Source organism: Bradyrhizobium sp. 137 (genome assembly GCF_023074095.1).
Taxonomy (GTDB): domain Bacteria; phylum Pseudomonadota; class Alphaproteobacteria; order Rhizobiales; family Xanthobacteraceae; genus Bradyrhizobium.
On record NZ_JADPKU010000103.1, the window covers coordinates 37809 to 64210 of the forward strand.

General features: G+C 63.9%; 32 protein-coding genes. 13 read left to right on the forward strand and 19 right to left on the reverse strand.

From position 1 onward, the window contains the following. Positions 1 to 81 precede the first annotated feature (81 nt). Genes IVA78_RS27875 through IVA78_RS27885 form a run of 3 tightly spaced genes read right to left on the reverse strand, consistent with a single transcriptional unit; the run spans position 82 to position 3039 of the window. Positions 82 to 1011 (reverse strand): transporter substrate-binding domain-containing protein, encoded by a 930-nt coding sequence (locus tag IVA78_RS27875; protein WP_247451226.1) that lies wholly within the window; start codon positions 1009 to 1011, stop codon positions 82 to 84. Then, on the reverse strand, positions 1008 to 1364 hold the full coding sequence (locus IVA78_RS27880) for a cytochrome c (protein ID WP_247468766.1): 357 nt from the start codon (positions 1362 to 1364) through the stop codon (positions 1008 to 1010). The genes IVA78_RS27875 and IVA78_RS27880 overlap by 4 nt, the downstream gene beginning before the upstream one ends. Positions 1365 to 1374: 10 nt before the next feature. After that, positions 1375 to 3039, reverse strand: coding sequence for a methanol/ethanol family PQQ-dependent dehydrogenase (locus IVA78_RS27885; protein ID WP_247451224.1), 1665 nt, complete (start codon positions 3037 to 3039; stop codon positions 1375 to 1377). A gap of 336 nt (positions 3040 to 3375) precedes the next feature. On the opposite strand from IVA78_RS27885, the gene IVA78_RS27890 reads away from it, so the two are divergent. The 5 genes from IVA78_RS27890 to IVA78_RS27910 all read left to right on the forward strand — a co-directional run bounded on the left by IVA78_RS27890 (position 3376) and on the right by IVA78_RS27910 (position 5805). Continuing rightward, positions 3376 to 3768 carry a calcium-binding protein gene (locus IVA78_RS27890; protein WP_247451222.1) on the forward strand — a complete coding sequence of 131 codons (393 nt, stop codon included), beginning with the start codon at positions 3376 to 3378 and terminating at the stop codon, positions 3766 to 3768. Positions 3769 to 3891: 123 nt separating this feature from the next. Then, a complete protein-coding gene (locus IVA78_RS27895; RefSeq protein WP_247451220.1) occupies positions 3892 to 4215 on the forward strand; it encodes a hypothetical protein in 324 nt (107 codons plus the stop codon). 228 nt (positions 4216 to 4443) lie between these two features. Continuing rightward, entirely contained in the window at positions 4444 to 4524 is an 81-nt protein-coding gene (gene pqqA, locus IVA78_RS27900) for a pyrroloquinoline quinone precursor peptide PqqA (RefSeq protein WP_008562446.1), read from the forward strand. A 24-nt stretch (positions 4525 to 4548) separates the two neighbouring features. Further along, a complete protein-coding gene (locus tag IVA78_RS27905; protein ID WP_247451218.1) occupies positions 4549 to 5454 on the forward strand; it encodes a hypothetical protein in 906 nt (301 codons plus the stop codon). Positions 5455 to 5595: 141 nt separating this feature from the next. Beyond that, a complete protein-coding gene (locus IVA78_RS27910; protein WP_130211758.1) occupies positions 5596 to 5805 on the forward strand; it encodes a hypothetical protein in 210 nt (69 codons plus the stop codon). A gap of 10 nt (positions 5806 to 5815) precedes the next feature. On the opposite strand, the gene IVA78_RS27915 is transcribed toward IVA78_RS27910, so the two are convergent. The 4 genes from IVA78_RS27915 to IVA78_RS27930 are packed head-to-tail and all read right to left on the reverse strand — an operon-like array spanning position 5816 to position 8656. Then, entirely contained in the window at positions 5816 to 6169 is a 354-nt protein-coding gene (locus IVA78_RS27915) for a hypothetical protein (protein ID WP_247451217.1), read from the reverse strand. Between the two features lie 49 nt (positions 6170 to 6218). Then, positions 6219 to 6929 (reverse strand): ABC transporter ATP-binding protein, encoded by a 711-nt coding sequence (locus IVA78_RS27920; RefSeq protein ID WP_247280493.1) that lies wholly within the window; start codon positions 6927 to 6929, stop codon positions 6219 to 6221. Continuing rightward, entirely contained in the window at positions 6919 to 7656 is a 738-nt protein-coding gene (locus IVA78_RS27925) for an ABC transporter permease subunit (RefSeq protein WP_247280494.1), read from the reverse strand. The genes IVA78_RS27920 and IVA78_RS27925 overlap by 11 nt, the downstream gene beginning before the upstream one ends. 1 nt (position 7657) lies before the next feature. Beyond that, positions 7658 to 8656, reverse strand: coding sequence for an ABC transporter substrate-binding protein (locus IVA78_RS27930; protein WP_247451213.1), 999 nt, complete (start codon positions 8654 to 8656; stop codon positions 7658 to 7660). 87 nt (positions 8657 to 8743) lie between these two features. Between IVA78_RS27930 and IVA78_RS27935 the strand changes: the two genes are divergently transcribed. Next, positions 8744 to 9103 (forward strand): hypothetical protein, encoded by a 360-nt coding sequence (locus IVA78_RS27935; RefSeq protein WP_247337240.1) that lies wholly within the window; start codon positions 8744 to 8746, stop codon positions 9101 to 9103. 193 nt (positions 9104 to 9296) lie between these two features. Here the strand turns inward: IVA78_RS27935 and IVA78_RS27940 are convergent, their stop codons facing one another. Together IVA78_RS27940 and IVA78_RS27945 are read right to left on the reverse strand one after the other, a co-directional pair. After that, positions 9297 to 10115 carry a quinoprotein dehydrogenase-associated SoxYZ-like carrier gene (locus tag IVA78_RS27940; RefSeq protein ID WP_247451211.1) on the reverse strand — a complete coding sequence of 273 codons (819 nt, stop codon included), beginning with the start codon at positions 10113 to 10115 and terminating at the stop codon, positions 9297 to 9299. A gap of 42 nt (positions 10116 to 10157) precedes the next feature. Then, positions 10158 to 11084: a quinoprotein relay system zinc metallohydrolase 2 gene (locus tag IVA78_RS27945; RefSeq protein WP_247451210.1), complete on the reverse strand. Its 927-nt coding sequence runs from the start codon at positions 11082 to 11084 to the stop codon at positions 10158 to 10160. 127 nt (positions 11085 to 11211) lie between these two features. Here IVA78_RS27945 and IVA78_RS27950 point away from each other — a divergent pair, with 127 nt between their 5' ends. Together IVA78_RS27950 and IVA78_RS27955 are read left to right on the forward strand one after the other, a co-directional pair. Then, on the forward strand, positions 11212 to 12096 hold the full coding sequence (locus tag IVA78_RS27950) for a substrate-binding domain-containing protein (protein ID WP_247468767.1): 885 nt from the start codon (positions 11212 to 11214) through the stop codon (positions 12094 to 12096). Beyond that, the gene (locus IVA78_RS27955) at positions 12093 to 12650 is read left to right on the forward strand and encodes a PQQ-dependent catabolism-associated CXXCW motif protein (protein WP_247451205.1); all 558 of its coding nucleotides are present in this window, start codon (positions 12093 to 12095) and stop codon (positions 12648 to 12650) included. Before IVA78_RS27950 ends, IVA78_RS27955 begins: the two co-directional genes overlap by 4 nt. Positions 12651 to 12818: 168 nt before the next feature. Here the strand turns inward: IVA78_RS27955 and IVA78_RS27960 are convergent, their stop codons facing one another. From IVA78_RS27960 to IVA78_RS27985, 6 genes are all read right to left on the reverse strand, one after another. Continuing rightward, positions 12819 to 13118 carry a copper-binding protein gene (locus IVA78_RS27960; RefSeq protein WP_247451203.1) on the reverse strand — a complete coding sequence of 100 codons (300 nt, stop codon included), beginning with the start codon at positions 13116 to 13118 and terminating at the stop codon, positions 12819 to 12821. Between the two features lie 144 nt (positions 13119 to 13262). Further along, entirely contained in the window at positions 13263 to 13871 is a 609-nt protein-coding gene (locus tag IVA78_RS27965; RefSeq protein ID WP_247468768.1) for a hypothetical protein, read from the reverse strand. Beyond that, positions 13868 to 14716, reverse strand: coding sequence for an ABC transporter permease (locus IVA78_RS27970; protein ID WP_130211771.1), 849 nt, complete (start codon positions 14714 to 14716; stop codon positions 13868 to 13870). Before IVA78_RS27970 ends, IVA78_RS27965 begins: the two co-directional genes overlap by 4 nt. Next, a complete protein-coding gene (locus IVA78_RS27975) occupies positions 14713 to 15519 on the reverse strand; it encodes an ABC transporter ATP-binding protein (RefSeq protein WP_247451199.1) in 807 nt (268 codons plus the stop codon). The genes IVA78_RS27970 and IVA78_RS27975 overlap by 4 nt, the downstream gene beginning before the upstream one ends. Beyond that, a complete protein-coding gene (locus IVA78_RS27980) occupies positions 15516 to 16475 on the reverse strand; it encodes a YVTN family beta-propeller repeat protein (RefSeq protein WP_247451197.1) in 960 nt (319 codons plus the stop codon). The genes IVA78_RS27975 and IVA78_RS27980 overlap by 4 nt, the downstream gene beginning before the upstream one ends. A 232-nt stretch (positions 16476 to 16707) precedes the next feature. Then, the gene (locus IVA78_RS27985) at positions 16708 to 17889 is read right to left on the reverse strand and encodes an ABC transporter substrate-binding protein (RefSeq protein ID WP_247468769.1); all 1182 of its coding nucleotides are present in this window, start codon (positions 17887 to 17889) and stop codon (positions 16708 to 16710) included. A 59-nt stretch (positions 17890 to 17948) separates the two neighbouring features. Here IVA78_RS27985 and IVA78_RS27990 point away from each other — a divergent pair, with 59 nt between their 5' ends. Next, on the forward strand, positions 17949 to 18521 hold the full coding sequence (locus tag IVA78_RS27990; protein WP_247468770.1) for a DUF3280 domain-containing protein: 573 nt from the start codon (positions 17949 to 17951) through the stop codon (positions 18519 to 18521). Positions 18522 to 18694: 173 nt separating this feature from the next. Here the strand turns inward: IVA78_RS27990 and fghA are convergent, their stop codons facing one another. Further along, a complete protein-coding gene (fghA, locus tag IVA78_RS27995; protein ID WP_247468771.1) occupies positions 18695 to 19540 on the reverse strand; it encodes an S-formylglutathione hydrolase in 846 nt (281 codons plus the stop codon). Positions 19541 to 19609: 69 nt separating this feature from the next. After that, the gene (locus tag IVA78_RS28000) at positions 19610 to 20230 is read right to left on the reverse strand and encodes a response regulator transcription factor (RefSeq protein ID WP_247451188.1); all 621 of its coding nucleotides are present in this window, start codon (positions 20228 to 20230) and stop codon (positions 19610 to 19612) included. 210 nt (positions 20231 to 20440) lie between these two features. Here IVA78_RS28000 and IVA78_RS28005 point away from each other — a divergent pair, with 210 nt between their 5' ends. The 3 genes from IVA78_RS28005 to IVA78_RS28015 all read left to right on the forward strand — a co-directional run bounded on the left by IVA78_RS28005 (position 20441) and on the right by IVA78_RS28015 (position 24848). Beyond that, positions 20441 to 21799 (forward strand): histidine kinase, encoded by a 1359-nt coding sequence (locus IVA78_RS28005; RefSeq protein ID WP_247280510.1) that lies wholly within the window; start codon positions 20441 to 20443, stop codon positions 21797 to 21799. Between the two features lie 163 nt (positions 21800 to 21962). Then, positions 21963 to 24431 (forward strand): TonB-dependent receptor, encoded by a 2469-nt coding sequence (locus tag IVA78_RS28010; protein WP_247468772.1) that lies wholly within the window; start codon positions 21963 to 21965, stop codon positions 24429 to 24431. Positions 24432 to 24635: 204 nt separating this feature from the next. Then, the gene (locus IVA78_RS28015) at positions 24636 to 24848 is read left to right on the forward strand and encodes a hypothetical protein (RefSeq protein ID WP_247302037.1); all 213 of its coding nucleotides are present in this window, start codon (positions 24636 to 24638) and stop codon (positions 24846 to 24848) included. Positions 24849 to 25071: 223 nt separating this feature from the next. On the opposite strand, the gene IVA78_RS28020 is transcribed toward IVA78_RS28015, so the two are convergent. Both IVA78_RS28020 and IVA78_RS28025 read right to left on the reverse strand, forming a co-directional pair. Beyond that, positions 25072 to 25308, reverse strand: coding sequence for a transcriptional regulator (locus IVA78_RS28020; protein ID WP_247302033.1), 237 nt, complete (start codon positions 25306 to 25308; stop codon positions 25072 to 25074). Positions 25309 to 25405: 97 nt separating this feature from the next. Then, positions 25406 to 25615 carry a cold-shock protein gene (locus IVA78_RS28025; RefSeq protein WP_247280515.1) on the reverse strand — a complete coding sequence of 70 codons (210 nt, stop codon included), beginning with the start codon at positions 25613 to 25615 and terminating at the stop codon, positions 25406 to 25408. Positions 25616 to 26055: 440 nt separating this feature from the next. On the opposite strand from IVA78_RS28025, the gene rpsU reads away from it, so the two are divergent. After that, positions 26056 to 26331, forward strand: coding sequence for a 30S ribosomal protein S21 (gene rpsU / locus IVA78_RS28030; RefSeq protein WP_247280516.1), 276 nt, complete (start codon positions 26056 to 26058; stop codon positions 26329 to 26331). Positions 26332 to 26402 lie beyond the last annotated feature (71 nt).

A 26402-nucleotide genomic window follows, 5' to 3' on the forward strand; every position in this document is an offset into this window, starting at 1 on the left:
TCGCCGGCCTGAAATCCATCGGGCTGCGCTGCCGAGAGATGGATTGCGGACTTGCCGTTCGGCGCCCGGAATGCCGGGCAATCACTGCTGAATGATCTTCATCCAGACATCGCCGAGGATCGCAGGCTCGCGCGGCGGCAGATAGGTGAGGCCGGCCTGCTTGCCGAATTCGGCGATCTTGCCTTCGGCAGCAAGCTGCCCAAGCGCGGTGTTGACGGCCTCGATCAGCGCGGGATTGCCGGCAAGCCCGACATAGCCGCGATTGACGCCGATCGGATAATAGTAGCCGGATGCGGTGAGCCCCGTATCGGGGTGCGTGGCCCGATGGGCGTCGAAGCGCGCAAGGTCGATCAGCGTCGCATCATGATCGCCACGCTGGAGCGCGCCGAGCAGGTCGTCGCGGCCGGGCACGAGATGGGTGATATTGTCGATCAGGCGCCCCTTGTCGAAGGTCATCAGGATGGCATCGCCGAGCGAGCCGCTTTCGATCACGAGGCGAAGGCCGGCAAGATCGCCAATGTCGCCGATCTTGCGGCCCTTCGCCTTCGGTCCGAGCACCACCGTCATCGGGGAATAGAGGTAAGGCCGGCTCGGTGCGAGCACGCCGATCGCGACGCGGCGGCGCCGGTCGTCACGCGTGGCGCCGGCGAAATCCGGCAGACGCGCCGTCTTCATGCCGGGCTTGACGAGCGAGTCCTGCGTCAGTGCGTAGCCGCCGACCAGTGCGCAGCGCCCGTCCGAGAGCAGCGCATTGGCCTCGAGCTGTGGGCTGGAATCCTCATCGAGCTTGCTCTCGAACCACTGGATCGTCAGAGCCCGTCCCAGCCGTTCCGCGATCGCCTGCGCCAGCAGTACGTCGAAGCCCGCATCCGGCTTGCCCTTTTGATGCACCGAGAGCGGCGGCCGGTCTTCGTCGAGACAGACCTTCAGCGGATCCTCCGCCGCGTGCGCGAGCGTAGGCGCCGCGGCGAGGATCGCGGCAACGCTCCACGCGGCGAGCCGACGCCTCATGGCTTCCTCCGGCTCGAAATGAAGGCCCAGAGGTCGCCGATCTGGTCGTCGCTGAGGATGTCGCCCCAGGGCGGCATCTTGTTGTTCTTGCCATTCTTCACCGTGGTGACGAAGCGCGTCTTGTCGTCGGGAATGGCGCGCAGGTCCGGCGTAATGGTGCCGGAGTTCATCAAGTTCGGGCCGTGGCAGTGCGAGCATCTTTCGGCATAGGTCGACTTGCCATGGTCGATCTGCGCCTGCAGCGGATTGCCGGTTGCATCGTCCGCGGCGCGAACGGTCGCCGCAAGCGCGACCGTCAACACCGCGACGGCGGCGAACATCGCCGCCGTCTTGTGAGATATCTGCTTCAGCATCGTGTCGTGGTTATTGCTTGACCGCAAAAACCCACAGCGAGCCGCCGGGCGGAATCTGCGCCAGTCGTTCGTCGCCGGAAAACAGCGAGTAGACGCCGCCATAGCCGCTTGTCACTGCGACATACTGCACCCCATCCTGCTGCCAGGTCACCGGCTGCCCCTCGATGCCGGAGCCGGTCTGGAACTGCCAGAGCTTCTTGCCGGTGTCGGCATCGAAGGCCTCGAACTCGCCGGTCAGCGCGCCCGTGAACACGACGCCACCTGCGGTCGACAGCACGCCGGAGAAGCGCGGGATGTCGACAGGTGCCTCCCATTTCGCCTTGCCGGTCAGGGGATCGATCGCCTTGAGATGGCCGCGCGGGCCGTCTCCGTACTCCCAGAGATCGGTCAGATCCATGCCGAGATACCATTCACCCTGCTTGAAGGTGACGGGCTCGGTCTTGTACCTGCCGCCGAAGGCGAGCGTGTTGGCATAGGCCAGGCCGGTCTGCGGATTGAACGACATCGGCTCCCAGTTCTTGCCGCCGAGGATCGACGGATAGACGGTGACCTTCTTGCCCTCGCGCGCGTCCTTCGAAATGTCGGTCTCGATCGGACGTCCGGTCTTCATATCGATTCCGGTGGCCCAGTTGACCTTCACGTAGGGGGTGGCCGCGAGCAGCTTGCCGTTGGTGCGGTCGAGCACGTAGAAGAAGCCGTTGCGGTTGGCGTCCATCAGCACCTTGGTCGGCTTGCCCTCGACGTTCATGTCGGCGAGCACCATCTCGGCCACGCTGTCATAGTCGAACGGATTGTTCGGCGAGAACTGGTAGTGCCACTTGATCTTGCCGGTCTTCGGATCCATCGCCAGCACGGAGCAGGTGTAGAGATTGTCGCCGGGGCGGACCGCCGAATTGAACGGGCCGGGATTGCCGATGCCCCAATAGACGGTGTTCAGCTCGGGATCGTAGGACCCGGTGATCCAGGTCGAGCCGCCGCCGAGCTTCCAGGTGTCGCCCTTCCAAGTGTCGCCGCCGGGCTCGTCAGGGGAAGGGATCGAATGGGTGCGCCAGAGATGCTTGCCCGTCGCCGGATCCCAGCCGTCGATGAAGCCGCGCGTGCCGAATTCGGCGCCCGAGATGCCGGTGATGACGACGCCGTCGGCGACCAGCGGAGCCACCGTCATCGAATAGCCTTCCTTGATGTCGGCGGCCTTCTGCCGCCACAACTCCTTGCCGGTCTTGGCGTCCAGCGCGATCACGTTGGCGTCGAGGGTGGTGCGGTATACCTTGCCGTCGTAGAGCGCGGCGCCGCGATTGATGATGCCGCAGCAGACGATGCGCGGCGTCTCGGCGGGATACTCGACCTTGGTTTTCCAGATCTGCTTGCCGGTCTTGGCATCCACCGCCATGGTCGCATTGTGCGAGGTCACGTAGATCACGCCCTGGTACACCAGCGGCTGCGATTCCTCGCTGCGATCATCGTTGAAAGAGTAGTTCCAGACCGGGACGAGGTTCTTGACGGTGTCCTTATTGATCTGGTTCAGCGTCGAGAAACGCTGCAGATTGTAGCCCATCCCGTAATTGAGAACATTCGATGTATCGGTCGCGCCCTTGACCAGTTGCTCGGTGGTCTGTGCGCTTGCACAAGTCGATGCAAGCATGACGAGGCTCGCGGCCATCGCAAAGCGTTTCATCCGTTCCTCCCAATGTGCGCGCCTTTTGACGCTGCAGGAGCAACACTCCGCCCGAATACAAAACGCGTCAATACGAAAGTCGCAAGTCCGGCGCCGATATGCTGGCGCCGGATGCCGGTGACCTGACGGAGACCTGACAGCCCAGCACCCACTTGTGCGCAGGCGCTGGAAAAATTCCGCGACGCGAAGCGCTGGGCCGCAAGCGGGCCGGGTCGGCGCGGCCCGCTTGCGCGAGTCGTGGCGCGCGCAGGTTGTAATTTCCGGCTTGAACCGGGTCACATTTGTGGCCTTATCTCATTTCGATCCCGCTCGAATCGAGGTTCTCAGGAGGTTTCGATGATGTCACGTCGCTCAGTCGCGCTTGCGCTCACGATTGCATTGCTGTCCGGTCCGGCCCTCGCGGCATCCGGCAACGCGGTCAAGATGTTCGATACCGACAATGATGGAACGCTCGATCTCGCCGAGGTGAAGAAGGCGGCCAGCGCATTGTTCGCCAAGCTCGACCCCGATCACGACGGCACGCTCGACGCTCGCGAGTTGCGAGGGCGGCTGTCGGCGAAAGAGCTCGCCGCCGCCGATCCTGATCGCGATGGGACGCTTACGCTCGACGAATACCTGTCCGTGGTGGAGCAGCGCTTCAATGCGGCCAATCCGGACAAGGACGGGACGCTCGATGCAAAGGAGCTGAACGCGCGGGCCGGCCGCGCGCTGCTGCGGCTGCTGCGCTGAGGTCCGCTCCCGGCAGGAACTTAATTCCGATCGGAAGCCCGGAACATCGGGCTATTCGGTCTGTTCTCTTCGCGATGTCCTGCTCCGCGCCGGGGCAGCGCGGCGGGAGAAGAGGAGAAGCAGATGAACACGAAACATTCCGTTTTTGCTGCCTGCGCGATCCTGACGTTGAGCGCGGGCGTCGGCATGGCCGGCCCGTGCAACACCAGCAGCGCCAGCACTGACAAGGATGCCGGTTCCGGTCCAGTCACCGTGGGCTCGGCGCAGTCGCAGAGTTCGTCCACCGAAACGGGTCAGCATCCGCCGACCAGCACGATGAATCGTGCCAGCGGCGGCGCAGCTGCCTCGTCCGAAGATGCCCAGCGGCAGATGCAGAGCCAGCCAACTGCGGCGGAGCGGGCGGAAGGTGCTAAGCCCAACACGCAAACGGCAGGTAAGGACTGCTGACGACGCGGCACTGTTGGTGTCGATTCAAGGCGCGGTTTGTCGGGCAGGGCGATGTCCCCAAGATCTGTAATTGACCAAGAGAGAACTGGCTTTGCCCGAGAGAGAAATGCCGCCGCGAAGAATTGACCCAGACGCATCCGAACATCGATTCGGCGCTTGAACTGCAGGGGACCCAGCCCTAGGTTTTGCCCCGCGCGATGTCGCGCTCAATACCTTGGGAGACCCCGAATGGCTTGGAAAGCTCCGAAGATCGTGGAAGTGCCGGTCGGCATGGAAATCAACATGTACGCCTGCGCTTCGCGCAAGTAAGACTGACGACCTGCCGCGGCTTCGATGGCAAACGCCGTCGAAGCCGTGGTAGTGTCAGGAATGCGCGCGAGAGCCAATCCCTTCTGGACCATAGCTGCCTGCACAGTCGCGCTTCTACCTGTATGCGTCAGCGCCGAAGAAGGCTTTGATACCGAGCACATCTTCGGCTTCATGATCGGCACCGATGTCGGCAGCGTCGGCGAGCGCGAATTCCAGAGCGAGACGACGGGACGATTTGGTAAGGGCGGTGGGGCCTATCGCGCGCTCACGCAGGAAGTCGAGATCGAGGTGGTGCCGCTGCCGAACTTGCGTATCGAGGTCGGCGGTACCGCCAGCTTGCACGACATCACCGGCGTCCCCGACATCGACGATCGCCGCCAGTTCAACTTCCAGGGCGCCTCGCTCGATTTGCGTTATCGTCTGCTCGACCGCGCGCATGCGCCGTTCGGCCTGACTGTCGCCGCCGAGCTCCATGGCGACCGCATCGACGAGACCAGCGGCGCGAAGGGACGGATGTACGGCACCGATTTCACGCTTGCGTTCGACCGCGAGCTCGTTCCGAACTTCGCCATCGCCGCGCTCAATCTGATCTATCAGCCGGAATGGGCGCGCTTCGAGATGGCGGGACTGTCTGAGAAGAGCTCGACGATCGGGGCGGCGGTTGCCGGCATGGTGCGCGTGCGGCCCAATGTGCTGCTCGGCGGGGAGATGCGCTATTTCCGGCAATACGACGGCATCGGCCTCAGCGAGTTTTCGGGCCACGCCCTGTTCGTCGGCCCCACCGCCTATCTTCAGCTCTCCGAGCGCTCGCGGCTGACCTTGAGCTGGAGCATGCAGGCCTGGGGACGTCCGGCTGGATCATCCGCCAATCTCGACCTCGTCAATTTCGAGCGTCACCAGGCGAGGGTTGTGTTCGGGGTTAACTTTTAACGCGCCCATGTTCCCCTCTGTCTGCCCGGGCGGAGACGGGAAAGAGTCCCATTTTCTCTCACGCCGGATTGAAACTTCCCGCTCCTTGGCACGTAACCTTTCGTGCTAGTCTCCATCGCCCCTTTGCGAGAGGATCCCGGCATGAACCCGATTGACCTGGTGGTGACTGTCTGTGCGGTGCTCTCGCCCGCGACCTGCGAGGAGCAGCATCTGGTGTTCAACTATTCCGGGTCGCCACGGCAATGCGCGATGGCCGCGCCGCCCTATATCGCGCAATGGGTCGGCGAGCACCCGAAGTGGCATGCGGTGCGATGGCGCTGCGAATATCCGCACCCGAACGACAAGGCGTAAGCCGGCCTCGCTATTTGGTGCAGTCCTCCAGATCCTTGTCGGCGATCGAGAACACCGCATCCGCCCTGATCTCGATGTCGCGGACGATGCACTGCCGTGAATTGGCATAGCTGACCTTGGCATCATAGCGGCCCGGCTCGACGCCGGTAATGCGCAGCCGCTCGTCGTGGTCGACCTCCTTGTCCTTGTCGTTCAAGCATTGGTTCGGACCCCAGTCGGTCCTGCCGGCCGGAGCGAGCTGGAAGCCGGAGATCGTCTCCGTTGTGAGATTCCAGAGCCGGATGCCCTTGCCTTTGGTCTGCGCGAGCGCCGCGCCCGGCATCGCGACCAACAGGATGCCGATCGCAATCAGCTGACGTCGCATCGTGAAACCTCCCTCGACGGTCTTGTTTGGCCCAGTTGACCACGAGTGTTCATTTCGATTCAAGCTGCAGCGCCGCGAGCTCGGCCTTGATCCTGCCGAGATCGGTTTCGCTGCGCTCCGCTCGCGGGATCGCGATCGGCACCTCCTGCACGATACGCGCCGGCCTGGGCGACAGGAACAGCAGTCGGTCGCCGAGCCGGATCGCATCGTCGATGCTATGGGTGACGAGCAGCGTCATCACCGGACGGCTCGCCACCAGCGTTGCGATCTCGTCGCGCAGGCGGCCGGCGAGCGCGTCGTCGAGCGAGGCGAGTGGCTCGTCGAGCACCAGCAGATCGGGCTCGACCGCGAAGGCGCGGGCCAGCGCCACGCGCCGGGCAAGGCCCAGCGACAACTCGCCGGGGAAATGGTCGCGATGCGCCTGAAGCTCCAGGATCCTGAAAAGCTCGGATAATTTGGCCTCGGTCACACCGGGCGCAGCCAAGCGCACGTTCTGCTCGACCGAGCGCCACGGCAGCAGCCGCGGCTCCTGGAACACCATGCCGATCCGCGCCTTCGGCGGCCGCGCGATGCGCCCCTGAAATTCATGATCGAGCCCGAGGATGATGCGCAGCATCGTGCTCTTGCCGCAGCCGGAGGGGCCGATCAGCACGCCGACCTCGCCGGATTGAAGCGCGAACTTGACCGGCGCCAGCACCTCGTGCGTCCCGCCCGCGGCGCTCCTGAACGTCTTGCCTGTGATCTCGACCTCAAGCCGCACGGGGCCGCCACCGTGTTGCGCGGGCTTCGAACGGCTGCACCAGCAAGGTTTCGATGACGAGCACAACGGCGGCGAAGGTCAGCGAATAGGCGAGCAGCCTCGGCGTGTCGAACAGCTGGAAAGCGACGCCGATCTCGAAGCCGACGCCGTTCGGGCGGCCCAAAAGCTCGGCGACCAGCACGATCTTCCATACCAGAGACAATCCGGAGCGCGCGGAGGCTGCGATATAGGGCGCAAGTTGCGGCAGCACGACGTGGCGGAAGGCGCGCCAGCGCGGCATCGCGAACACGCTCGCCATCTCGTCGAGCGAGCGGTCGAGCGCGCGGGTGCCCTCGCGCAAGGTGACGATGGCGGTCGGCAGCTTGTTGATGGCGATCGCTGCGATCGCGGCGGCTTCAGTCAGGCCAGCCCAGATATAGGCCAGCACAATCACGACCAAGGCCGGCAAATTGAGCAGCAGGATCAGCCAGGGATCGCCGAGCCGGTCGGCAAGCTTCACTCGTCCCATCAGATAGCCGATGGCGCTGCCGAGCGACATTGCCAGCACGAAGGCGAGTGTGACGCGGGCCAGCGTGACGCCGAGATGCAGGAACAACGCGCCGCTCGCGGCTTCCGCGATCATCACCTCGAGCACGGCAGGCGGGGAGGGCAGCTTCGCGCCGCCGACGAACAGCGCGGCGATCCACCAGATTGCGAGGAACAGGACAGACGAGACAAGGCGCAGCACCTCAATCTCCGGGGACTGCGTGATAGAACGTGCCGGGATCGAGCTCGGCCGCCGGCCCGACGAGATCGCGGCCACCGACCTCGGCGAGCACGCGGTAGAGCACGCGCGCATCCGCCTCCTCGTCGGCAATGCTCCGGCGCGGGATGCCGTCCCGATAGCGGTCGCGGTAGGTCTTGAGCAGGACCGGATCGGCAGTGCCGGTGAGCGGCGCGACCTTGTCCCAGGCCGCGTCCGAGGTCACCAGCAGCGCTTTGGCCTTTCGGGTCATTGCGATGAAGCGCGCGATGGCGTCACGATGGCTTGCCGCCCAGCTCTCGTCGAAGACATAGCCGACCGCGGCGACCGGGCCCTTGGCGCCGAGTTTTGGCAGGATGTCCTCGATGCCGGCGAGGCGGCGAAAGCCCTTGGCCTCGAGCTGCGCGCAGAAATTCCAGAAATTGAGGCTCGCATCCATCTCGCCGTCGAGCGCCTTGGCCGCGATCAGGGGTGGTGCGCCATAGACGATGGTCGCCGCAGACTTCAGGTCGATGCCATCCTGCCTCATGCGGGCCTGGAGCAGCAGCCAGCTCTTGTCGATCGCTCCGCCGGCGATCGCGAGCTTGCGTCCCCTGAGGTCAGCGAGCGTCTTGATCGGAGAAGCCGCCGGCACCATCACCGCGCCAAGCGCGCTGGAATAGGGATAGAAAGTGAGCTTGGCGCCGAGCGCGCGCTCGCGCGACACCCATAGCCAGTCCGACAGGATGATATCGGCGCCACCTGCGCGCATCGCGATCTTGCCCGCTTCCGTGCTCGCGAGCTCGGTGACCTCGAGCGAGAGGTCGGCCTCCTTGTCCAGACCGTTCGCGCGGATCGCGGCCAGCTCCCAGGAGAATGTTCCGGTTTTCTGCACCGCAAGGCGGATGGTCTCGGCGGCGCGGCCGGGTACGGCCAGCGTCGACGCCAGCGTCACTGCGAGCACCAATGTTCGACCGAGTGCTCTTATCACACCACGTGCTCTCATCACCCTGTGAGCCGTTTCCTCTGACGGAGTGCTTTTCAGGACAATACGCATAGCATAGCTTTGGTCGCAACCAGCGGGAGGATGCGTATGAAACTGGCGGGACAGCTACGACCGATTGTCGCCGCATTGACCGTATTGGCAGTGACCGCGTGCGCGGCGCAGGCCGAGGACGCCAATGATTATCCGACATCGGCGCGCGCGGAGTACGTCTACGGCTGCATGAAAGCCAATGGCGAGACGCGGTCTGCGATCGAGCAATGTTCGTGCTCGATCGACGTAGTCGCCTCGATCGTGCCCTATGAGCGCTACGTCACCGCGGAAACCGCGCTCAGCATGTCCCAGGTCCGCGGCAATCTCGGCGTCCAGTTCCGCACCTCGGAGCAGGCGAACTCGGCGGTGAATGATCTCCGGCGCGCGCAGGCCGAAGCCGAGGTGAGGTGCTTTTGAGTTGTGCGGCGATGGAGGCGGAGGGTCGATTGCGCGCAGCGCGAGCGGGGGGTGATCTCTCCACCTCGGGCACTGTTGGGTGTGGAGAGACCGTCACCCCACCCCGTCTCACATTCCGCTGCGCTCCATGGGAGCCGACCCACGGACGAGCTACGCTCGTCCCGGACCCCTCCAAGGGAGGGTGCTCATCGCCTTACGTCCCCGGCTTCTCCACGTCCCACTCATTGCGGAACACGTGCCCATCCGTGTCCTTCGCCTCCGCGCGAAAGCGCTTGGCGCCGTTGGAGACGTAGGTGAAGCGCAGATTGGGATCTTCCGAGATCGAGATGCCGCCTTCCATCGAGAGCACCGGGCTGTCGTCCTGCGTCAGCTTGAGCTGGTTGATGAAGAAGGCCGGGATATAGAGCTGCGTGACCTGGTCCATTTGCAGGCCGGAATTGTTGGGATGGCCGATCATGATCTGCGCCTCGCGGACGCGGCTCGCCGGCGCGTCCTCGCGCGCGAATTGCCGGTAGCGCATCTGGCCGAGACGGTTCTTGGCCTCCTCGACGTTCTTTGCCGCCGGCGCAGAGCAACCGCCAGAGGCCTTGACATAGACTTTGGAGACATAGAGCTGGCCATCGCTGAGCTCGGCGACCGCATGCACGTCGGTGTAATTGTTGACGCGCACGCGCGTCGAGATCTCCGTGACATTGGCATCCGGTCCGAGTTCGAACTTCGCTGCCATCGGAGCGGGATTGCGGTCGATCACCAGCGTGATCGAACGGATGCGACGCGCATCGCCGGGCGACAGCTTGCTGCGCAGCGTGACCGGCACGATGGCCGCATCCTCGGCGCGATAGGGCATTTCGATGCCGAGGACGGTGCTGCCCTCGTTCATCGGACGGTTGCTGAAGATGTCCTGCACCAGGCCCGGCCACGGATCGTCGGCCTCTTCCGCCTGCACCGGCATCGCGAACGCGATGCCGAGCAGTACGGCGGTCAAGGTCAGGCGGCGTGTGCATCCCAACATGGTCATGGTCCTGCGGGCATTTCGCCCATCGTAGCGCGCCCGCTACTCCCATTCAATTTCTGAAAATGCTGCGGTTGCGTTGCGGGCGTTGTAGTCCTCGAACAACGCCCAGCGCGGCCGTTCCGACCCGGCGGCCTTGTCGGCAGCGGTTCGGATCGGCTCGCCCTTCTTGTTCAGTGCGCGGACGTCGGACAGCAGCGTTGACAGGTAGCGTCGCTCATCGGTCAGCGCGGCAGGCCAGTCGCTCACGGGGCCGTGACCAGGAACCACGCGCAGCGCCGGAATGGCCTGCAATTCCTTCAAAGTGTCTAGCCAGCCGCGGATGCTGCCGTCCATGACCGGAATGTGGCGGAGGAAGACGAGATCGCCCGCGAACAAGGTTTTGGTCGTCTCATCGAACACAGTCAAATCATTGTCGCTGTGCCCGGCCGGCCAGGCCCGCAGGGTTAGCTGGCGCGACCCGAGATCGAGCGTCGTCGTGTCCGAAACGAGCAGGGTAGGGGCAATGATCTTCACGGGATCGATCAGCTCATTGCCCATGATGCGGCGGAAATTCTCGAGATAGAAAGGCCCGCGCGTCGCGAGCGCCTGGGGAAGCTTTTGGTGCCCGACGAAGATGGTGTTTCCATCGGCGAAGGCCGCATTGCCGAAAACATGATCGGGATGGCCGTGGGTGTTGATGACGTAGCGGATCGGCTTGGGCGTCTTCGCCCGCACGGCCGCCAGCAGCGCCTTGCCTTCGCGGTAGCTCCCGCCGGTATCGATCACAGCCACCGCATCACCGCCCACGATGAAGCCGACGTTGGCGATGTCGCCCTCGTTTTCGCGGGTCATCAGGGCGATGGTCCCGGAGTGTACGAAGATTCCCGGCGCGACTTCGCTCACAGGCAATTCGGATGCCTCGGCGCGTGCTAGCGTGACGAAACCCAGCAGGAATAGGACTGCGATCGTTGAAGCGATGTGAGACACTTTTCCGCCTCAGTTCAGAGTGTTTGCTGCATTGCGCTGCAACAAAGCAAAACCAACACAAAGCTGGCAAACATGGCGCGTCATGCGTTGCATGGATAACATTCAAACAAAACGAGGAGGAAGCGCGATGACGGAGGCCGGACGACATCGTCGCTGGTTGTTTTCACTGTGGATGCTGGTGGCGTCCTGCGCGTTCGGCAATGCTGCGATCGCGCAGACCAACGAGACCGGCGACCTCTCCTTCGAATTGGTCGATCCAAAGGTGCTGCGCGTCTGCGCCGACCCGCGCAATTTGCCGTTCTCGAACGAGAAGGGTGAGGGGTTCGAGAACAAGCTCGCCGAGTTCTTGGCGGACAAGCTCCAGAAGAAGCTCGACTACGTCTTCTTCCCGCAGGCCACCGGCTTCGTGCGCATGACGCTGGGTGCGCATCGCTGCGACGTCATCATGGGCTTCCCGCAGGGCGACGACCTCGTTCAGGGCACCAATCCCTATTACCGCACGACCTATGCGCTGGTCGCCAAGGCCGGCAGCGGACTCGAGGACGTCGATACGCTGGAGGACGCGCGGCTGAAGGGCAAGCATGTCGGCATCGTCGCTGGCACACCGCCGGCGACCAACATGGCGATAGCCGGTCTGATGGGCGATGCAAAGCCCTATCCGCTGATGATCGACACCCGCTTCGACAATTCGGCGCAGGCCATGATCGACGACCTCGCCGCCGGCAAGATCGACGCCGGCGTGCTGTGGGGCCCGATGGCCGGCTATTATGCGAAAAAGGCCGGCGCTTCGCTTCACGTTACGCCATTGGTCAAAGAAACCACCGGGCCGAAGCTGGTCTATCGCATCGGCATGGGCGTGCGCCCGGCCGATCAGAACTGGAAGCGGCAGCTCAACAAGCTGATCCAGGAGAACCAGGGCGAGATCAACAAGATCCTGCTCGACTTCGGCGTACCTCTTTTGGACGAGAACAATCGGCCGCTCGGCGCGGAGACGGCCAAGAAGACGCCATGAAACGGCATGTTGCCGTTGCGCTGCTCGCCACTGTTCTGACAGGGCCGGCATTGGCGCAGCAGCAGGAGCCGTTCGAGCCTGAAGGCTACCGCACCGACAATTACCGCGCGCCGGTGCCCGCGACGCTCGCCGGCGCCCGCGTGCTGACGACGGCGGAAGCTGAGGCGATCTGGCGGGCGAAGAGCGGAGCCTTCGTCGACGTGATGCCGCGGCCGCCGAAGCCGAAGAATCTTCCCGCAGGCACCGTGTGGCGAGATGCACCGCGCAGGAACATTTCCGGCAGCCTGTGGCTGCCGGACACCGGCTACGGCGCGTTGCCGCCGGCTGTCGACGATTACCTGCAGCGCGGCCTCGCGCGTGCCTCGCGCGGCGACAAGGCCGCGCTACTCGTGATCTATTGCCTGGCCGATTGCTGGATGTCCTGGAACGCCGCCAAACGCGCGCTGGCGTATGGCTACTCCAACATCGCCTGGTACCCTGACGGCACCGACGGTTGGGAGGGCGCAAAACTCCCCACCGAGGAAGCGCACCCGGAGCCGCGCCCGGAGCAGTAACGACACACAATTATGCCGGGGCTTGTCCTGCCTGCGCGCCCGAAGCCGCGTCGGCGCAAGGCCGGGGCATCCACGTTCTTCGTTCCGCGTGGCTAGACGTGGATGGCCGGGACAAGCCCGGCCATGACGCTGTGTCGCACCTTGGAGAAGTGAAGGCGAAGACCGCACCTACTGCTTCTGCAACTTCGTCAGCGTGCCCGTGCCGTTGGTCTCGGTGGCGGTATAGGTCACCCGGTCGCCGGCATGAACGGCATCCAGCATCGCGGCGTCCTTTGCTTTGTACTCCTGGAGTGCGCCGGCGCTGCCTGAGCTGGCGCCGACCGTGCCCTTCTGCGTCTGCTGGATCGAGATCGTGCCGTTGAGCCGATCTATCCGCGTGATCATTCCGGTCAGATCGTCGGCAAAGGCGCTGGATGCGAACACGGTGATGACCGCAACGCTCGCGAAGATGAATTTCGTTGTTCCCATCGAGGCCTCCCGATGTCCTGGATTGGATGTCCTGGATTGACCAAGACATCCTAGAGCGATTTGGTTCCGCCAGATAGCGCGGCGGAAGGTTAACGATCGCGGTGATGTCGCGGGAACTTTGGTGAGCTGTCAGCCAGCCTGACGCTATTCCATTTCCTGCTGGATCACGCGCCCGAGCGCGAACAGGCGCTGGTCGATCGTGGTCGGAACCTCGCAGACGAATCGCACCACTTTGTGACGATCCTCGAAGATACGGGTCTTCCAGATCAGTTCGTTGCTGAGCGCCTCGATCTTGGCATCGTCGCGGGGCGTTACGCCTTGGAGCGCCTGGAGCGCCAGCGTTTCCTCGCGGATCTTGTCGGCGGCCTCGCGCTGCTTGCGGCTGACGCGTTCGAGGCCGTTTATCACCTGGGAGCGCTGGGCGTTAAGCGTGTCGAACAGGCCGGCGAACAGCAGCTTGGCGTTCGCCGTCTTGTCCGACGCGGAGGCGGCCAGAAACTCCTTCACCAACTTCTCGGCCTCGTCGAGTGGCGTCTTGCGCGCCGACAGCTTTGCGACCAGCGCGCTGATCTTGGCATGGTCCTTCCATTTGCTCTGCACTTCGTCGAGCGGCGGGCCGGCCCAGACGGCCGCGAGCGAAATCTCCGGCACCTTGGCTTGGGTGCAGGGCCAGTCGGGATAGCGCGGATCGGCCGCGCGCGCGGCCGTGCCCGACAGCACAATCGCCATGACCGCCAGGACCAGAACCCTCATCCTTCGCCTCCTGCAGGCCCCCGTCGCGCCAGCCCGCGTGACGGATCATAGGCGAAAATCGCACCAATCATGAACACGATTGTGCAGATTGCGACCACCGCCAGCGAGACCCAGTTGATCTGTCCGTACAGCGCAAATCGTATCAGCTCGACCGCATGAGTGAACGGATTGGCCTCGCAGAGGTAATACAGATAAGGGCTGCCCTCCTGGACCCGCCAGAGCGGGTAGAGCGCGGAGGAGGCGAAGAACATCGGGAAAATGACAAAATTCATCACGCCGGCGAAGTTTTCCAGCTGCTTGATGCCGGAGGAGATCAGCATGCCGAGTGAGCCCAGCATCAGGCCGGACAGGATCAGGGCCGGCAGCACGGTGAGATAGCCCGAGGGTGGCGGCGTGATGTCCCAAAACCAGGCGATCAAGAGGAACGCATAGACCTGGAGCAGCGACACCGCGGTGCCTGCCAGCAGCTTGCAGAACAAGAGGAAGCCGCGCGGCAGCGGACTGACCAGCAGCGTCCGCATGTTGCCCATCTCGCGGTCATAGACCATCGACAGCGAGGACTGCATGCCGTTGAAGAGCTGGATCATCGCCATCAAGCCGGGCGCGATATAGACCTCGTAGAGGATGTAGGTCTCGTAGGGTGGGATGATGGAGATGCCGAGCACCTGACGGAAGCCGGCAGCGAAGATGAACAGCCACACCAATGGCCGCACCAGCGCCGAGACGAAGCGCTCGCGCTGATGCAGGAAGCGCAGGCCTTCGCGCCAGACGATGCCGGTGAGGCAGGTCATGTACTCCGCGAACGAGAAGCCGCGCGGCGCCTCGCGGGTCGTGATGCTGCTCATGCGCCGCCTCCCGGCATGGTTTGCGCGCCGGTCAGGCGCATGAAGGCGGTGTTGACGTCCTGCGCACCGACTTCCGTGACGACGCGGCTCATCGGCCCCCGCGCCAGCACCTTGCCCTGGTGCAGCACCACGAGATCGTCATTGGGCATGACCTCGTCGAACAGATGCGTCGCCCAGAGCACGCCGATGCCTTGCTCGGTCACGAGCTGGCGGACATGGCCGATGATGTCGGCGCGCGCCTTGACATCGAGGCCGACGGTCGGCTCGTCCAACAACAGCAGCCGCGGCCGGTGCAGCAGTGCCCGTGCGATCTCCAGTCGCCGCATCTGCCCGCCCGAGAGATCGCGCACCTTGCTGCCGGCGCGATCGGAGAGTCCGATGCGCCCGAGCAGCTCGGCGCTACGTGAAGCCGCCTCACGCCGGCTGATGCCGTGAAGCGCAGCGTGATAGAGCAGGTTCTGCGTCAGCGAGAGGTCGAGATCGAGCGTACGCGGCTGGAACACAACACCAAGCAGCCGCAGCGCCTCGCCCGGAGTATTGCTGATGTCGTGACCGAAGATGGCCACACGGCCAGCCTGGATGCCGAACAGGCGCGTGATCAGCGAGAACAGCGTGCTCTTGCCGGCACCGTTGAGGCCGAGCAGCGCCGTGAAGCTCGCGGGCTGCACGTTGAAGGAGACGTCGGTCAGCGCCCGCCGCGGCCCGTAAGAATGACTGACGCTGTCGATCGATAGCGCCGGCACTGCGGCCAATTCCAGCCTCGGCGTCTCACGCGATTCGGCGATGGGGGCAGGGCCGGTCATGGCGCGATCGTGATGCCCCAGGGCAGTTCGCCCACCTGAATGGTCTTGATCACCTTTTGCGCGGCGACGTCGATGACGGAGACGTCATTCGACACACCGTTGGTGGTGAGCAGGTATTTTTCATCCGGCGTGAACGCCATGTGCCAGACCCGCTGCCCCACCAGCAAATATTTCAGCACCTTGCGCGTCGCGACGTCGACCACGGCGATGCGGTTGGCGGGGCCGAGCGCGATGAAGGCGGTCTTGTCGTCCTTGGTCATGCCGATGCCGACCGGCTGGATCGCCTCTTTCCGCAAGCCCGGGATCTCGAAGGTGACCTTGCCGATCACCTCATGCTTGTTGGGATCGATGATCGAGACGGTGCCGCCGATCTCGGAGGAGACCCACACTTCCGAGCTGTCATGCTTGAATTCGGCAAAGCGCGGCCGCGCATCGACCAGCACGTTGGCGACGATCTGGCGCGACGACGTGTCGATGAAATGCGCCATGTTGGTCGTCTCGGACGTGTTGATCAGCGTCTTGCCATCGGGGCTGATGGTCATGCCCTCGGGCTCGACGCCGACCTGGATGTCGCCGAGCCGGGCGCGCTTCTCGAGGTCGATCACAGTCACCGTGTTGTCGTTCTCGTTGGCGACGTAGAGGATTTTCCCCGCGGCATCCTGAGCGAACAATTCCGGGTCGGGCCCGGAGGGCAAGCTGTCCACCACGCTTTGCGTCTTGGCGTCGATCACCTGGATGGTGTCGTCGTCGCCGACCGCGACCATCACGAACTTGCCGTCACGGGTGAAATCGATGCCGCGTGGACGCTGGCCGACCTTGATGGTCTTGGTCACGGTCCAGCTGTCGGTGTCGATCACAGACACCGTGTTGCTTTTCTCGTTCGAGACATAGGCGATGAACGCATGCGCGGGCGCGGTGGCAAGCGCTAGTCCGGCAAACAGCGAGAGGGGCAACATCAGCGTATGCAAGGGACGTTGCACTTCGATGCGCTGAGGTTGTGCGCGGGCTGCCTTCACCTCCCACGCTTGCGGGGGAGGTCGTATCGCATCGACAGATGCGATACGGGAGAGGGCTCGCTCCTCTTGGGGAGTCTTCCTTACTGAGACACCCTCTTCCCAACCCTCCCCCGCAAGCGGGGGAGGGGGCGCAGCGTCGTAGCGGTGGCGGCTCGAACTCATCTCAAATTGCTCACTTCAGCTTGCATTTGCTCTCCGGACGGTCGTAGCCGAGCGTGTCGAGTTCGGAGACCTGGTGCAGGAATCCCTCCTGCGGCGAGACCGACACCACCATGCGGCCGTCGACCAGCAGGATCGGCTGGCGAAGCTGGAGATTCCAGTCGCGCAGGGTGAGCCGCGTCCCCTTGAAGGCGGCGACCGAGAAATCCGGGCCCTTGATGAAATCGGCGACTTTCTTGACCTCGCCGGAATTGGTGCGCGAGGTGGCTTCGCCGATCATGCGCACCGCGGTCCAGGCCTGCATGTCGAGCGCGGTCATGCGCCGCGAGTTCAGCTTGACGAAGCGGTTCTGCATCTGGATCGCGCCCCATTGATCCTGCGCCGCGTCCCAGCTGCGCGGCACGAGACCGGCCGAGCCCGCGACGGGCCGCGGATCCCAGGTGCGATAGGGCAGGTACGCGCCGAACACCTCGCTCTCGTCGGCGACAACGAGCACGTCATAGACCGGCGCCTGTTGCGTGAACACCGGCATCTGGCGCTGGATCAGCGTCACGCCCGAGTCGGTGCGCCGCGCGCCGCCTTTGTCTTCAAACGTGCGCTCCTGCACGATCTTGGCGCCGAACCGCGTCGCGGTGCGCCTGAGCGCATCGGCGAACAGCTTGTCCTCCTCATGCGAGCCGACCACGAGCAGCCAGCGCTTCCACTGCTTCCACACCAGATATTGGCCGAGCGCATCCGCCAGCATCGCGCGCGTCGGTGCGGTGTGGATGACGTTGGCGCGGCAATCGGCCTCGCGCAGCCGCTCGTCGATTGCGCCTGCATTGAACAGCAGCGTGCCGCGATCGCGCAGGGCGTCCGAGACTTTCAGCAGCGCATCGGCCGGCAGGTCCGCGATGATGAAGCCGTTCTTCTCGGCGAGCGCGGTCGCAGCCTGCACCACGTCCTCGCCTTCCCCGATGCGGCGCTCCTCCAGCGTGAAACGCTGGTTGAGGAATTTCCCCGTGGTGTTGTTGTCCTCGATGGCGAGGCGGGCGCCGGCGATGCCGTCATTCTCCGCGGGCTGCTCGACCAGCGACAGCGTCGATCTGGTGCCGGCGACGCCGAGATAGCCGACGCCGATCATGACAGGGTCGGCCGCGAGCGCACTCGCCGCGGCAACACCCAAGCCGATCAGGCCGACCAACCATCGGATCATGTTTCCTCCAGGCGTTCCCCCCGGCTTGACCGCTGGTGGAGAATTGTCTCTGCTAAAGCATGACCAATTTGTCAGGGCATGCAACCCCGCATTTCGTCCTCGCAGGCGCGGGGACTGGAATCACGGTCCTGCGAGCGCTGCTATATCTCGCTACATTGTTGTTGACGGGATCGGCCGCGTTCGCCGATCCGCCGAAACTCGCGGTGTTCGATTTCGAGCTGATCGACACCAGCCTGCCCGGCGAGTTCTACGGCTCGAAGCTTGAAGAGGCGCGGCTGGAGCGCATCAGCGAGCAGCTGCGCAAGGAACTGGCTGACTCAGGCAAGTTCCAGGTGCTCGACATCGCGCCAATCAGGGATGCCGCCCGTCACGCCAACCTGCAGGCCTGCGGCGGCTGCGACCTTAAGCTCGCCGGGCAGCTCGGCGCCGACTTAGAAATCACCGGCATGGTGCAGAAGGTCTCGAACCTGATCATCAATCTGAACATCTATCTGCGCGACGTGAAGACCGGCAACGTGATCACGGTCGCCAGCGCCGACATGCGCGGCAACAGCGACGAAGCCTGGACGCGCACGATGAGCTATCTGATCCGCAACCGGTTGCTGGCACCGAATTACGGCAAGCCGGAGTAGGGGCTCTTACCCTCCCCTGGGAGGGGAGGGTCGATCGCGCGTAGCGCGAGCGGGGTGGGGTGACAGTCTCTCCCTTGAGGCGGTGCCCGAGTGGAGAGATCACCCCACCCCGCTTCACCTCTCGCTTCGCTCGACGCGAGGCGACCCTCCCCTCCAGGGGAGGGCAAGAAGGATCACGCCGTCAATCTTTCCGCGTGCCAGTGCAGATGATCGCTCATGAAGGTCGAGATGAAATAATAGCTGTGGTCATAGCCTGCCTGACGCCGCAGCGTCAGCGGGATACTCGCCTTGGTGCAGGCGGCTTCGAGCAGTTCCGGCTTGAGCTGCTCTTTCAGGAAATTGTCGGCCTCGCCGATATCGACCAGGAAGCCCGAAAACTTCGCGCCGTCCTCGATTAGCGCCACCGTGTCGTGGCTGCGCCAGGCGTCCTTGTTCGGCCCGAGATAGCCGGTCAGCGCCTTGATGCCCCAGGGCACGAGCGAGGGCGCCACGATCGGGGCGAAAGCGCTTGACGCGCGAAAACGGTGCGGATTGCGCAGAGCCACCGTCAGCGCACCGTGGCCGCCCATCGAATGGCCCATCACTGATTGCCGCTTGGCGTCGACCGGAAAATTCGCCGCCACCAGCTTCGGCAGCTCGTCGGTCACGTAGCTCCACATGCGATAGTTGCGGGAGAACGGCTCTTGCGTCGCGTCGACGTAGAAGCCGGCGCCCAGGCCGAAATCGTAGGCGTTGTTGGCATCACCCGGCACGTCGGTCCCGCGCGGACTGGTATCGGGCGCGACCAAGATCAGGCCGAGCTCGGCGCAGGCTTTGCGGAATTCGCCCTTTTCGGTGACGTTGGCATGCGTGCAGGTGAGCCCGGAGAGATACCAGACCACGGGCAGCTTGGCGCCGTCCGCGTGCGGTGGAATATAGACCGAGAACGTCATGTCCGTTCCGGTCGTCTGGCTCGCGTGGCGATAGACACCCTGGACGCCGCCATAGGATTTGTTCATCGAGACAGTCTGAATCGTCATGCCCAAAGCTCCGTGGCATCTCGCCACATCAAGATTGCAACGCTTGTGTGACCGAAATTTGTGGCGATGTCAGGCAACGCCGCTGTCGATCGCCAGCCGCACCAGCTCGACCGAGGTCTTCACGCCCAGCTTCTGGCGCATGATCGAGGACGTATTGGCCACCGTCTTGTAGGACGATTGCACCAGCCAGGCGATCTCGGACAGACTTTTTCCGGCGCTGAGCAGCCGCAGGATCTCCATCTCGCGTGCGTTCAGCTTCGACAGCGGGCTTTGCGCCAGCGCCGGTCCCGCAAAGGCAATGCTGCGCGCGATCGCGCTCGGGAGGTACGTGCCGCCGCTGCCGACCGCGCGGATCGCCTCGACGAGGTCGTCGGGGTCGCCGGTCTTGGAGACGTAGCCCTTGGCGCCGCATTCGATCGCGCGCGCGGCAAAGGCGGGATCGTCGTTCATGCTGAACATGATGATGCGGGCCTCAGGCGCGCGCTCGAGGATGCGGCGCGCGAGCTCGAAGCCGGAGACGGTCGGCAGGTTGATGTCGATGATGCAGAGGTCGGGGCGTTCGACGATGAAGACGCACTCGCCGTCTTCGGCGTCGGCAGCCTCCAAAATCTCGATCTCGCCCTCGTCGGCCAACACGGCACGGCAGCCGGAGGCGACGATGGGATGATCGTCGACGATCAGAATGCGCATAGGCGTTCCCCGCGACAGCGCGTTCTCCCTGATAGAAACTGCCTGTTCTGCGCCGCATGAGGCCGACCAGGCTAGACGCGCGCGTCTCATGTCGCCTCATGCAACCCGGCCGGGATTGCTGTACGCTTCCGATTAGATATCCGCCGCTTCGCCTCTGTCAACGTCATCGGAGAGGCGGGGCAGAACCTTCGCGGGGCACGAGCGATACCAATGTGGCAAAATCTTTCCTTGCGCGGGCGCATCAACCTGTTGCTGGCGCTGCTGCTGGCGCTGGGGCTGGCCGTCAATATCGGCCGCCAGGTCGCGGAGGCGGGGCCGCGCGTGCAGGCCGAGGACCAGAGCGTGATCCGGCTCGCACGCGAGTTCATCGAGATGATCGTGGCGGACCTGAACGAGGCACCCGATCCGGACGCCCGGCTGAACCAGATTGCGCGCGATCTCAGTCGCCTGCGCCATGTCAGCATCGCGCTCCATGACGCCGGCGGAAATCCGCTGACGCCGCCCCGGGCCGATGCCGACGCCGACACGCGCGGGCCGCCGGCTTGGTTCGTCAGCCTGGTTCATCCCGAGCAGACCGCCGTCAGCGTGCCCGTCTCGATCCATGGCAAGCCCGGCTCGCTCGTGATCACCTCGCATCCGAACGACGAAATTGCCGAGATCTGGGACAGCATCGTGACCCAGCTCGAGGTCGGCTCGGTCATCGCGGTGGTGGTGTTCCTGGTGATGATGAATGTGGTCGGCCGGGCTCTGGCGCCGCTCCAGTCGTTGGCCGAGACGATGTCCGAGATCGAGGGCGGGCATTATGACGCGCGGGTCACCCCAGGCGGTGCGCCCGAGCTCGGCGCCATCTGCGGCAAGCTCAATCATCTCGCAGCAGCGCTCGGCGAGGCGGTCGAGGACAAGCGGCGCCTTGCCGAGCGTGCGGTGTCGCTCCAGGACGTCGAGCGCAAGGAGATCGCGCGCGAGCTGCATGACGAGTTCGGACCGTATCTGTTCTCGCTCCGCGCTCATGCCAGCGCGCTGGCGAAGCTGGCGGACGGACGGGCGCCGAGTGCGGAGGCGGTGCGAAAGCACGGCAGCGCCTTGCTGGAGCAGATCAACGCGCTCCAGCAGTTCACCCGCCGCGTGCTGGAGCGCCTCCGGCCCGTCGGCCTCGCCGAGCTTGGCCTGCGCCAGGCGCTCGAATCGCTATCGCGGCTATGGCGGGAGTCGCATCCCGAGGTCACCATCGAGACCTCGATCTCGCCGGCGCTGGGCGCGACCGGCGAGACTGCCGACCTCACCATCTACCGCATCGTGCAAGAGGCGCTCACCAACGTGTTCCGCCATGCCGGCGCGACCGCGGTCAACGTTGTCATCGAGCCGGCCGGGCAGCACGGGCGCGACGGCCGCGTCTGCGCCCGGGTACGGGTCAGCGATAATGGCCGCGGCATGGAGCCGGGTCAGAAGCTCGGCTTCGGTCTCGTCGGCATGCGCGAGCGGATCCTGGCACTGGGCGGTACCCTCAATGTCGTCTCTGGCGAGAACGGTTTGACCGTGGAAGCGCTGGTTCCGACGGCGGCGGCCTGATCGTGCCCGAAACGATCGGGAAAAATTCCCGATTTTATCGGGAAAACGAGCGCGGATATCGCCCGATCTTTTGTGGCTGGCGCGCTCATTGCGGCCGAATACACTCATCTCGACCGAACGGCGGAAAATCACAACAGCCGGTCGTCACGGATGGGAAGGCGGGATGGGCAAGGGTCTCTGGTTCAAGCGTCGTTTATTGATGGCTTCGATCTCGACGGGGCTGGTGTCCGGGTTGTTCGCGCACCCTGCCGCGGCCGCGCAGGACGAGGAGACCAACGTTCAGAACCTGCCACCGGTCGAAGTGACCGCGCCACCGTCGGCGACGAGGCGCACGACGCCGTCGCGACCGGTCGCACGCATCGGAACGCCCGGGTCCGCCAGCCCCAGGACGCGCATTTACGTCTATCCGACCGCGCCGGGCACCGGCAGAGGTCTTGATGTTGACAAGGTCCCGTCGGCGATCAACGCCGTTGATGCCAGCCAGATCAAGCGCACCGGCTCCCTGAACGTCACCGATGCGCTGCGCGACAACATCGCCGGCGTCAACATCAGCGAAGTCACCGGCAATCCGTTTCAGCCCGACGTCGAATTCCGCGGCTTCGTCGCTTCGCCCGTGACCGGCACGCCGCAAGGCCTTGCGGTGTACCAGAACGGCGTCCGCATCAACGAAGCCTTCTCCGACGCCGTCAATTGGGACCTGATCCCCACCGCCGCGATCAGGTCGGTGACGCTGGTGACCAACAATCCCGCCTTCGGTCTCAATGCGCTGGGCGGTGCCATCAACCTGCAAATGAAGGACGGCTTCACCTATCAGGGTGCGGAGCTCGATGTTATGGGGGGCTCGTTCGGTCGCATCCAGGGCTCGGCGCAATGGGGCAAGCAGGTCGACAAGAATTACGCCGTCTACGGCGCGCTCGAAGGGCTGCACGACAACGGCTTTCGCAACTTCTCCCGATCGGACGTGCGGCGCTTCTACGGCGATGTCGGCTACAAGGCGGGCGACAGCGAATTCCACGCCAACATGGGAGTGGCCAAAAACGATTTCGGCGCCAGCGCCACCGTTCCCGCCGAGCTGCTCGAAAAATATTGGGGCGCGACCTACACCACACCGCAGATCACCTCGAACCGCGTTGGCTATCTCAACCTGACCGGAAAGGTCGATGCGACGCCGACCTGGACGCTCGAAGGCACCGCGCATGTGCGCCGCTACGAGCAGAAGATCGTCGACGGAAACCCGACCGATGCGCAGGAGTGCGGTGCAGATCCGACGCTGCTGTGCTTCGGCGATGACACCACGCCCGCAAACGGCGTGAACGGCGTGCAGCTTGCCAATCCGTTTGCGCCGGGAACGATCCTTGGCGAGATCGACCGGGGCACCATCCGTTCGACCAGCTTCGGCGTTTCGGGACAGGCCACCAACACCGATCAGCTGTTCGGGCACGACAATCGCTTCGTGATGGGTGCAACCTATGACGCCGGTGTCACGCGCTACAACGCCACCGCCGAGATCGGTTCGATTGCAGAAAATTACGTCGTCAGCGGCAGCGGTGTCTTCTTGGGGCCGACCGGCTTACCAGATCCCGTTGCCGGTCCTGTCTCGCTGCGGACCGTCAACCAATATAACGGCCTCTACGCGATGGACACGTTCAATGTCACGGATGCCTTCGCCATCACCGGCGGCGGTCGCTTCAACGTGGCGCGCATCACGCTGGAAGATCAGCTCGGCACTGCGCTCAACGGCGATCACACCTTCACCCGCTTCAACCCGGTGATCGGCGGCACCTACAAGATCACCCCCGGGCTGACCGCCTATGCCGGCTATTCCGAGGCCAACCGCGTGCCGACGCCGCTCGAGCTCGGCTGCTCCGATCCAGCCCGTCCCTGCCTGATCGCAGCGTTTCTCGTCTCCGATCCGCCGCTGAAGCAGGTTGTGTCGAAGACCGTGGAAGCGGGCCTGCGCGGCACCAGGGAGCTGAACATCGGCACGCTCGGATGGAAGATCGGCGGCTTCCGAGCCACCAATCATGACGACATCCTTGCGGTACCCGCCGTCGGGCGCACAGGCTTCGGTTATTTTTCCAATGTCGGCCGGACGCGGCGGCAGGGGCTCGAAGCCGAAGTCAACATCAAGTCTCCGACGCTCCAGTTCCAGGCGAGCTACGCCTTCGTCGACGCGCGCTTCCTTGACCCGCTCGAACTCGGCTCGGAAAGCCCGTTTGCCGATCCGGCCACCGAGACCATCCGGGTCTTGCCCGGCAACCAGATCCCCGCGGTCCCGCGCCATCGCGTCAAGGTCGGCGTCGATTACGCCGTGACCGACGTCTGGAAGGTCGGCGGCAACGCGCTGTTCGTCTCCAGCCAGTATCTGGTCGGCGATGAGTCCAACCAATACGCGAAGCTGCCGTCCTATACGGTCTTTAACCTCCACACCTCCTATCAGGTCGCAAAGAACGTCCAGCTCTACGGCCGCATCGACAACGTGTTCGACAAGCGTTACGCGACCTACGGACAGTTCTTCGACCGCGAGGCCGTGCCCAATTTCACCAATGGCGGCGCAGAATTCACCGACCCGCGCTCGCTCAGCCCGGCAAGGCCGCGGGCGTTCTATGCGGGCATGCGGGTGACGTTCTAGGCGTGCTCGATGCACTGCCTTCCGCTACGGCCTGAGGCGGACTCGCACCGGCACTGCGGCTCTCCGAGAATTGGCGGAGCAATACCGCGCTGTGCCGACAGCCAAGAGAAGAGAAGCCAAGCTCTGCAGCCCGAAACGGCGAGCGGACAAACTAAATCGACAAACTAAATCGGACGCCTTCCGAGATCGGTGCTAGACACGGGGATGATGAAATTCCTTATGATTGCGCTGGTCACCACAGTTCCGGTCCTCGCTCAAGTCAGTTCCACTCAAAACCCGCCCTTTACCGATCGCGAACAGGTTAAGCATGACCGCGCGAAAGCGGCCGAGGCCGAAAAGAGTGCACCCACAACGCGGCCCTGGGATCGTGACGCGGACGGCAAGCGCCCGTGGGATCAAAAGCCCTCGAAGCCCTGACAGAACGATGTCGCGCCCGGCGCCATGCGCTCGAACTCCGTTCGATGCTTCTGGAGATAGCTGAAGGCCTGCGTCCGCGTGTTGAATGTCGTCGCGAGCCGGCACATCTGCCGATTTGCGCCGGAAGCGAGAAGGAAAGTGATGATTCTGGCGTGATTCTAGGCACGACCTGCACTTCCGGCATGTGATCGTCTTTAAGTTTCGGCGATGGCGTTGAAGGCGACTATCGCGCCGGCTTCCTCGAACGCTTCTTAGGTGCCGGCAAAGCTATTCGAACAGCTTCATCGGCCGCTTCCTTGGCCTCGCGCACCTCGCGGAGCCGCGCCATGTTCTTGCGAATCTCGATAGCCTGTCTTTCGGCGTCCGCCAATGCGCGCGCTCCCTCTTCGGCGGCCAGCTGCTTACGATTTAGACGCGCGATGCCTTCGGGTGACAGGTCTGCCGATTTCTTGGCGCTCATTGCTCACCCGGCCTGGCAAACGACAAAACCCGCTCAATCCGAAGATCGAGCGGGCAGGGGGGCCGTTTCAGTACATCCGTGAAACGGCGCCACGATATCAAGCCAGCGAGAGGTTCTCAGCGCTGACTTTGCCTCGCATCTTGTCGGTCTTGACCTCGAAATTGACCTTTTGGCCTTCTCCGAGGCCCGCCAGACCGGCGCGCTCGACGGCGCTGATGTGGACGAACACATCGTTGCTACCATCGTTCGGCTGAATGAAACCGAAGCCCTTTTGGCCGTTGAACCACTTCACAGTACCTGTCGTCATTTTCTTCTCCAAAGCGCGCGAACGCGTTCCGCGCGACAATCACGCGGTTATCTTCAACTTCGTCGATGTCTTTGGAAAAGGAGCCCGCGGGGCGCATTCAACAAGGCACAGCGGCTAATCGAACAAGGTCAATATACATCACATTCGCGATTTCGCAAGGACGCAAGCCAATTTGTTTCTGCGAGGCTCCTCGGGTGTTCAGATCGCAGCACTTCGCGTGTGTCTGCCGGCCTGCAAGCAAGACGTTAGCGATTGACAGCACAGCACGACAGTGGTCACGTTGGTGTCACCAAGCTGCATCGCTGTGACAAGCAGATCGGCTCGTCCGAAGCCGCGACCAATGTCGCCGCCGCTATCCTCAAAATTCGCAATGAAGCGCCTGCGCAATTGGCTGCCATGCAGGACGTGTCGCATTCGCAGCCTCCACAGAGGATGATCAATTGCACGTACTTGTCAGAGACAACAACGTTGACCAGGCGCTCCGCGTTCTCAAGAAGAAGATGCAACGCGAGGGCGTCTTTCGGGAAATGAAACAGCGGCGTTCCTACGAAAAGCCGTCGGAGCGAAAGACCCGCGAGAAATCCGAGGCCATCCGCCGGGCCCGCAAGCTCGCTCGCAAGCAGGCGATCAGGGAGGGCTTGCTGCCCGCGCCGCCCAAGAAGAAGCCCTTCGAGCGCAAGGCGCCACTGCCGGAGATCAAGGCGCGCGCGGAGTAGAAAGAATCCTCGTTCCGGAGACTCCGCAGCAACGGCATGTCCGGTCTTATAACATGATGGTGGCGTCACCT

Coding starts and splice junctions, on each gene's coding strand:
- IVA78_RS27875 (WP_247451226.1), bottom strand. CDS start 1,011: ATGAGGCGTCGGCTCGCCGCGTGGAGCGTTGCCGCGATCCTCGCCGCG.
- IVA78_RS27880 (WP_247468766.1), bottom strand. CDS start 1,364: ATGCTGAAGCAGATATCTCACAAGACGGCGGCGATGTTCGCCGCCGTC.
- IVA78_RS27885 (WP_247451224.1), bottom strand. CDS start 3,039: ATGAAACGCTTTGCGATGGCCGCGAGCCTCGTCATGCTTGCATCGACT.
- IVA78_RS27890 (WP_247451222.1), top strand. CDS start 3,376: ATGATGTCACGTCGCTCAGTCGCGCTTGCGCTCACGATTGCATTGCTG.
- IVA78_RS27895 (WP_247451220.1), top strand. CDS start 3,892: ATGAACACGAAACATTCCGTTTTTGCTGCCTGCGCGATCCTGACGTTG.
- pqqA (WP_008562446.1), top strand. CDS start 4,444: ATGGCTTGGAAAGCTCCGAAGATCGTGGAAGTGCCGGTCGGCATGGAA.
- IVA78_RS27905 (WP_247451218.1), top strand. CDS start 4,549: ATGGCAAACGCCGTCGAAGCCGTGGTAGTGTCAGGAATGCGCGCGAGA.
- IVA78_RS27910 (WP_130211758.1), top strand. CDS start 5,596: ATGAACCCGATTGACCTGGTGGTGACTGTCTGTGCGGTGCTCTCGCCC.
- IVA78_RS27915 (WP_247451217.1), bottom strand. CDS start 6,169: ATGCGACGTCAGCTGATTGCGATCGGCATCCTGTTGGTCGCGATGCCG.
- IVA78_RS27930 (WP_247451213.1), bottom strand. CDS start 8,656: ATGAGAGCACGTGGTGTGATAAGAGCACTCGGTCGAACATTGGTGCTC.
- IVA78_RS27935 (WP_247337240.1), top strand. CDS start 8,744: ATGAAACTGGCGGGACAGCTACGACCGATTGTCGCCGCATTGACCGTA.
- IVA78_RS27940 (WP_247451211.1), bottom strand. CDS start 10,115: ATGTTGGGATGCACACGCCGCCTGACCTTGACCGCCGTACTGCTCGGC.
- IVA78_RS27950 (WP_247468767.1), top strand. CDS start 11,212: ATGACGGAGGCCGGACGACATCGTCGCTGGTTGTTTTCACTGTGGATG.
- IVA78_RS27955 (WP_247451205.1), top strand. CDS start 12,093: ATGAAACGGCATGTTGCCGTTGCGCTGCTCGCCACTGTTCTGACAGGG.
- IVA78_RS27960 (WP_247451203.1), bottom strand. CDS start 13,118: ATGGGAACAACGAAATTCATCTTCGCGAGCGTTGCGGTCATCACCGTG.
- IVA78_RS27965 (WP_247468768.1), bottom strand. CDS start 13,871: ATGAGGGTTCTGGTCCTGGCGGTCATGGCGATTGTGCTGTCGGGCACG.
- IVA78_RS27970 (WP_130211771.1), bottom strand. CDS start 14,716: ATGAGCAGCATCACGACCCGCGAGGCGCCGCGCGGCTTCTCGTTCGCG.
- IVA78_RS27975 (WP_247451199.1), bottom strand. CDS start 15,519: ATGACCGGCCCTGCCCCCATCGCCGAATCGCGTGAGACGCCGAGGCTG.
- IVA78_RS27980 (WP_247451197.1), bottom strand. CDS start 16,475: ATGTTGCCCCTCTCGCTGTTTGCCGGACTAGCGCTTGCCACCGCGCCC.
- IVA78_RS27985 (WP_247468769.1), bottom strand. CDS start 17,889: ATGATCCGATGGTTGGTCGGCCTGATCGGCTTGGGTGTTGCCGCGGCG.
- IVA78_RS27990 (WP_247468770.1), top strand. CDS start 17,949: ATGACCAATTTGTCAGGGCATGCAACCCCGCATTTCGTCCTCGCAGGC.
- fghA (WP_247468771.1), bottom strand. CDS start 19,540: ATGACGATTCAGACTGTCTCGATGAACAAATCCTATGGCGGCGTCCAG.
- IVA78_RS28000 (WP_247451188.1), bottom strand. CDS start 20,230: ATGCGCATTCTGATCGTCGACGATCATCCCATCGTCGCCTCCGGCTGC.
- IVA78_RS28005 (WP_247280510.1), top strand. CDS start 20,441: ATGTGGCAAAATCTTTCCTTGCGCGGGCGCATCAACCTGTTGCTGGCG.
- IVA78_RS28010 (WP_247468772.1), top strand. CDS start 21,963: ATGGGCAAGGGTCTCTGGTTCAAGCGTCGTTTATTGATGGCTTCGATC.
- IVA78_RS28015 (WP_247302037.1), top strand. CDS start 24,636: ATGATGAAATTCCTTATGATTGCGCTGGTCACCACAGTTCCGGTCCTC.
- IVA78_RS28020 (WP_247302033.1), bottom strand. CDS start 25,308: ATGAGCGCCAAGAAATCGGCAGACCTGTCACCCGAAGGCATCGCGCGT.
- IVA78_RS28025 (WP_247280515.1), bottom strand. CDS start 25,615: ATGACGACAGGTACTGTGAAGTGGTTCAACGGCCAAAAGGGCTTCGGT.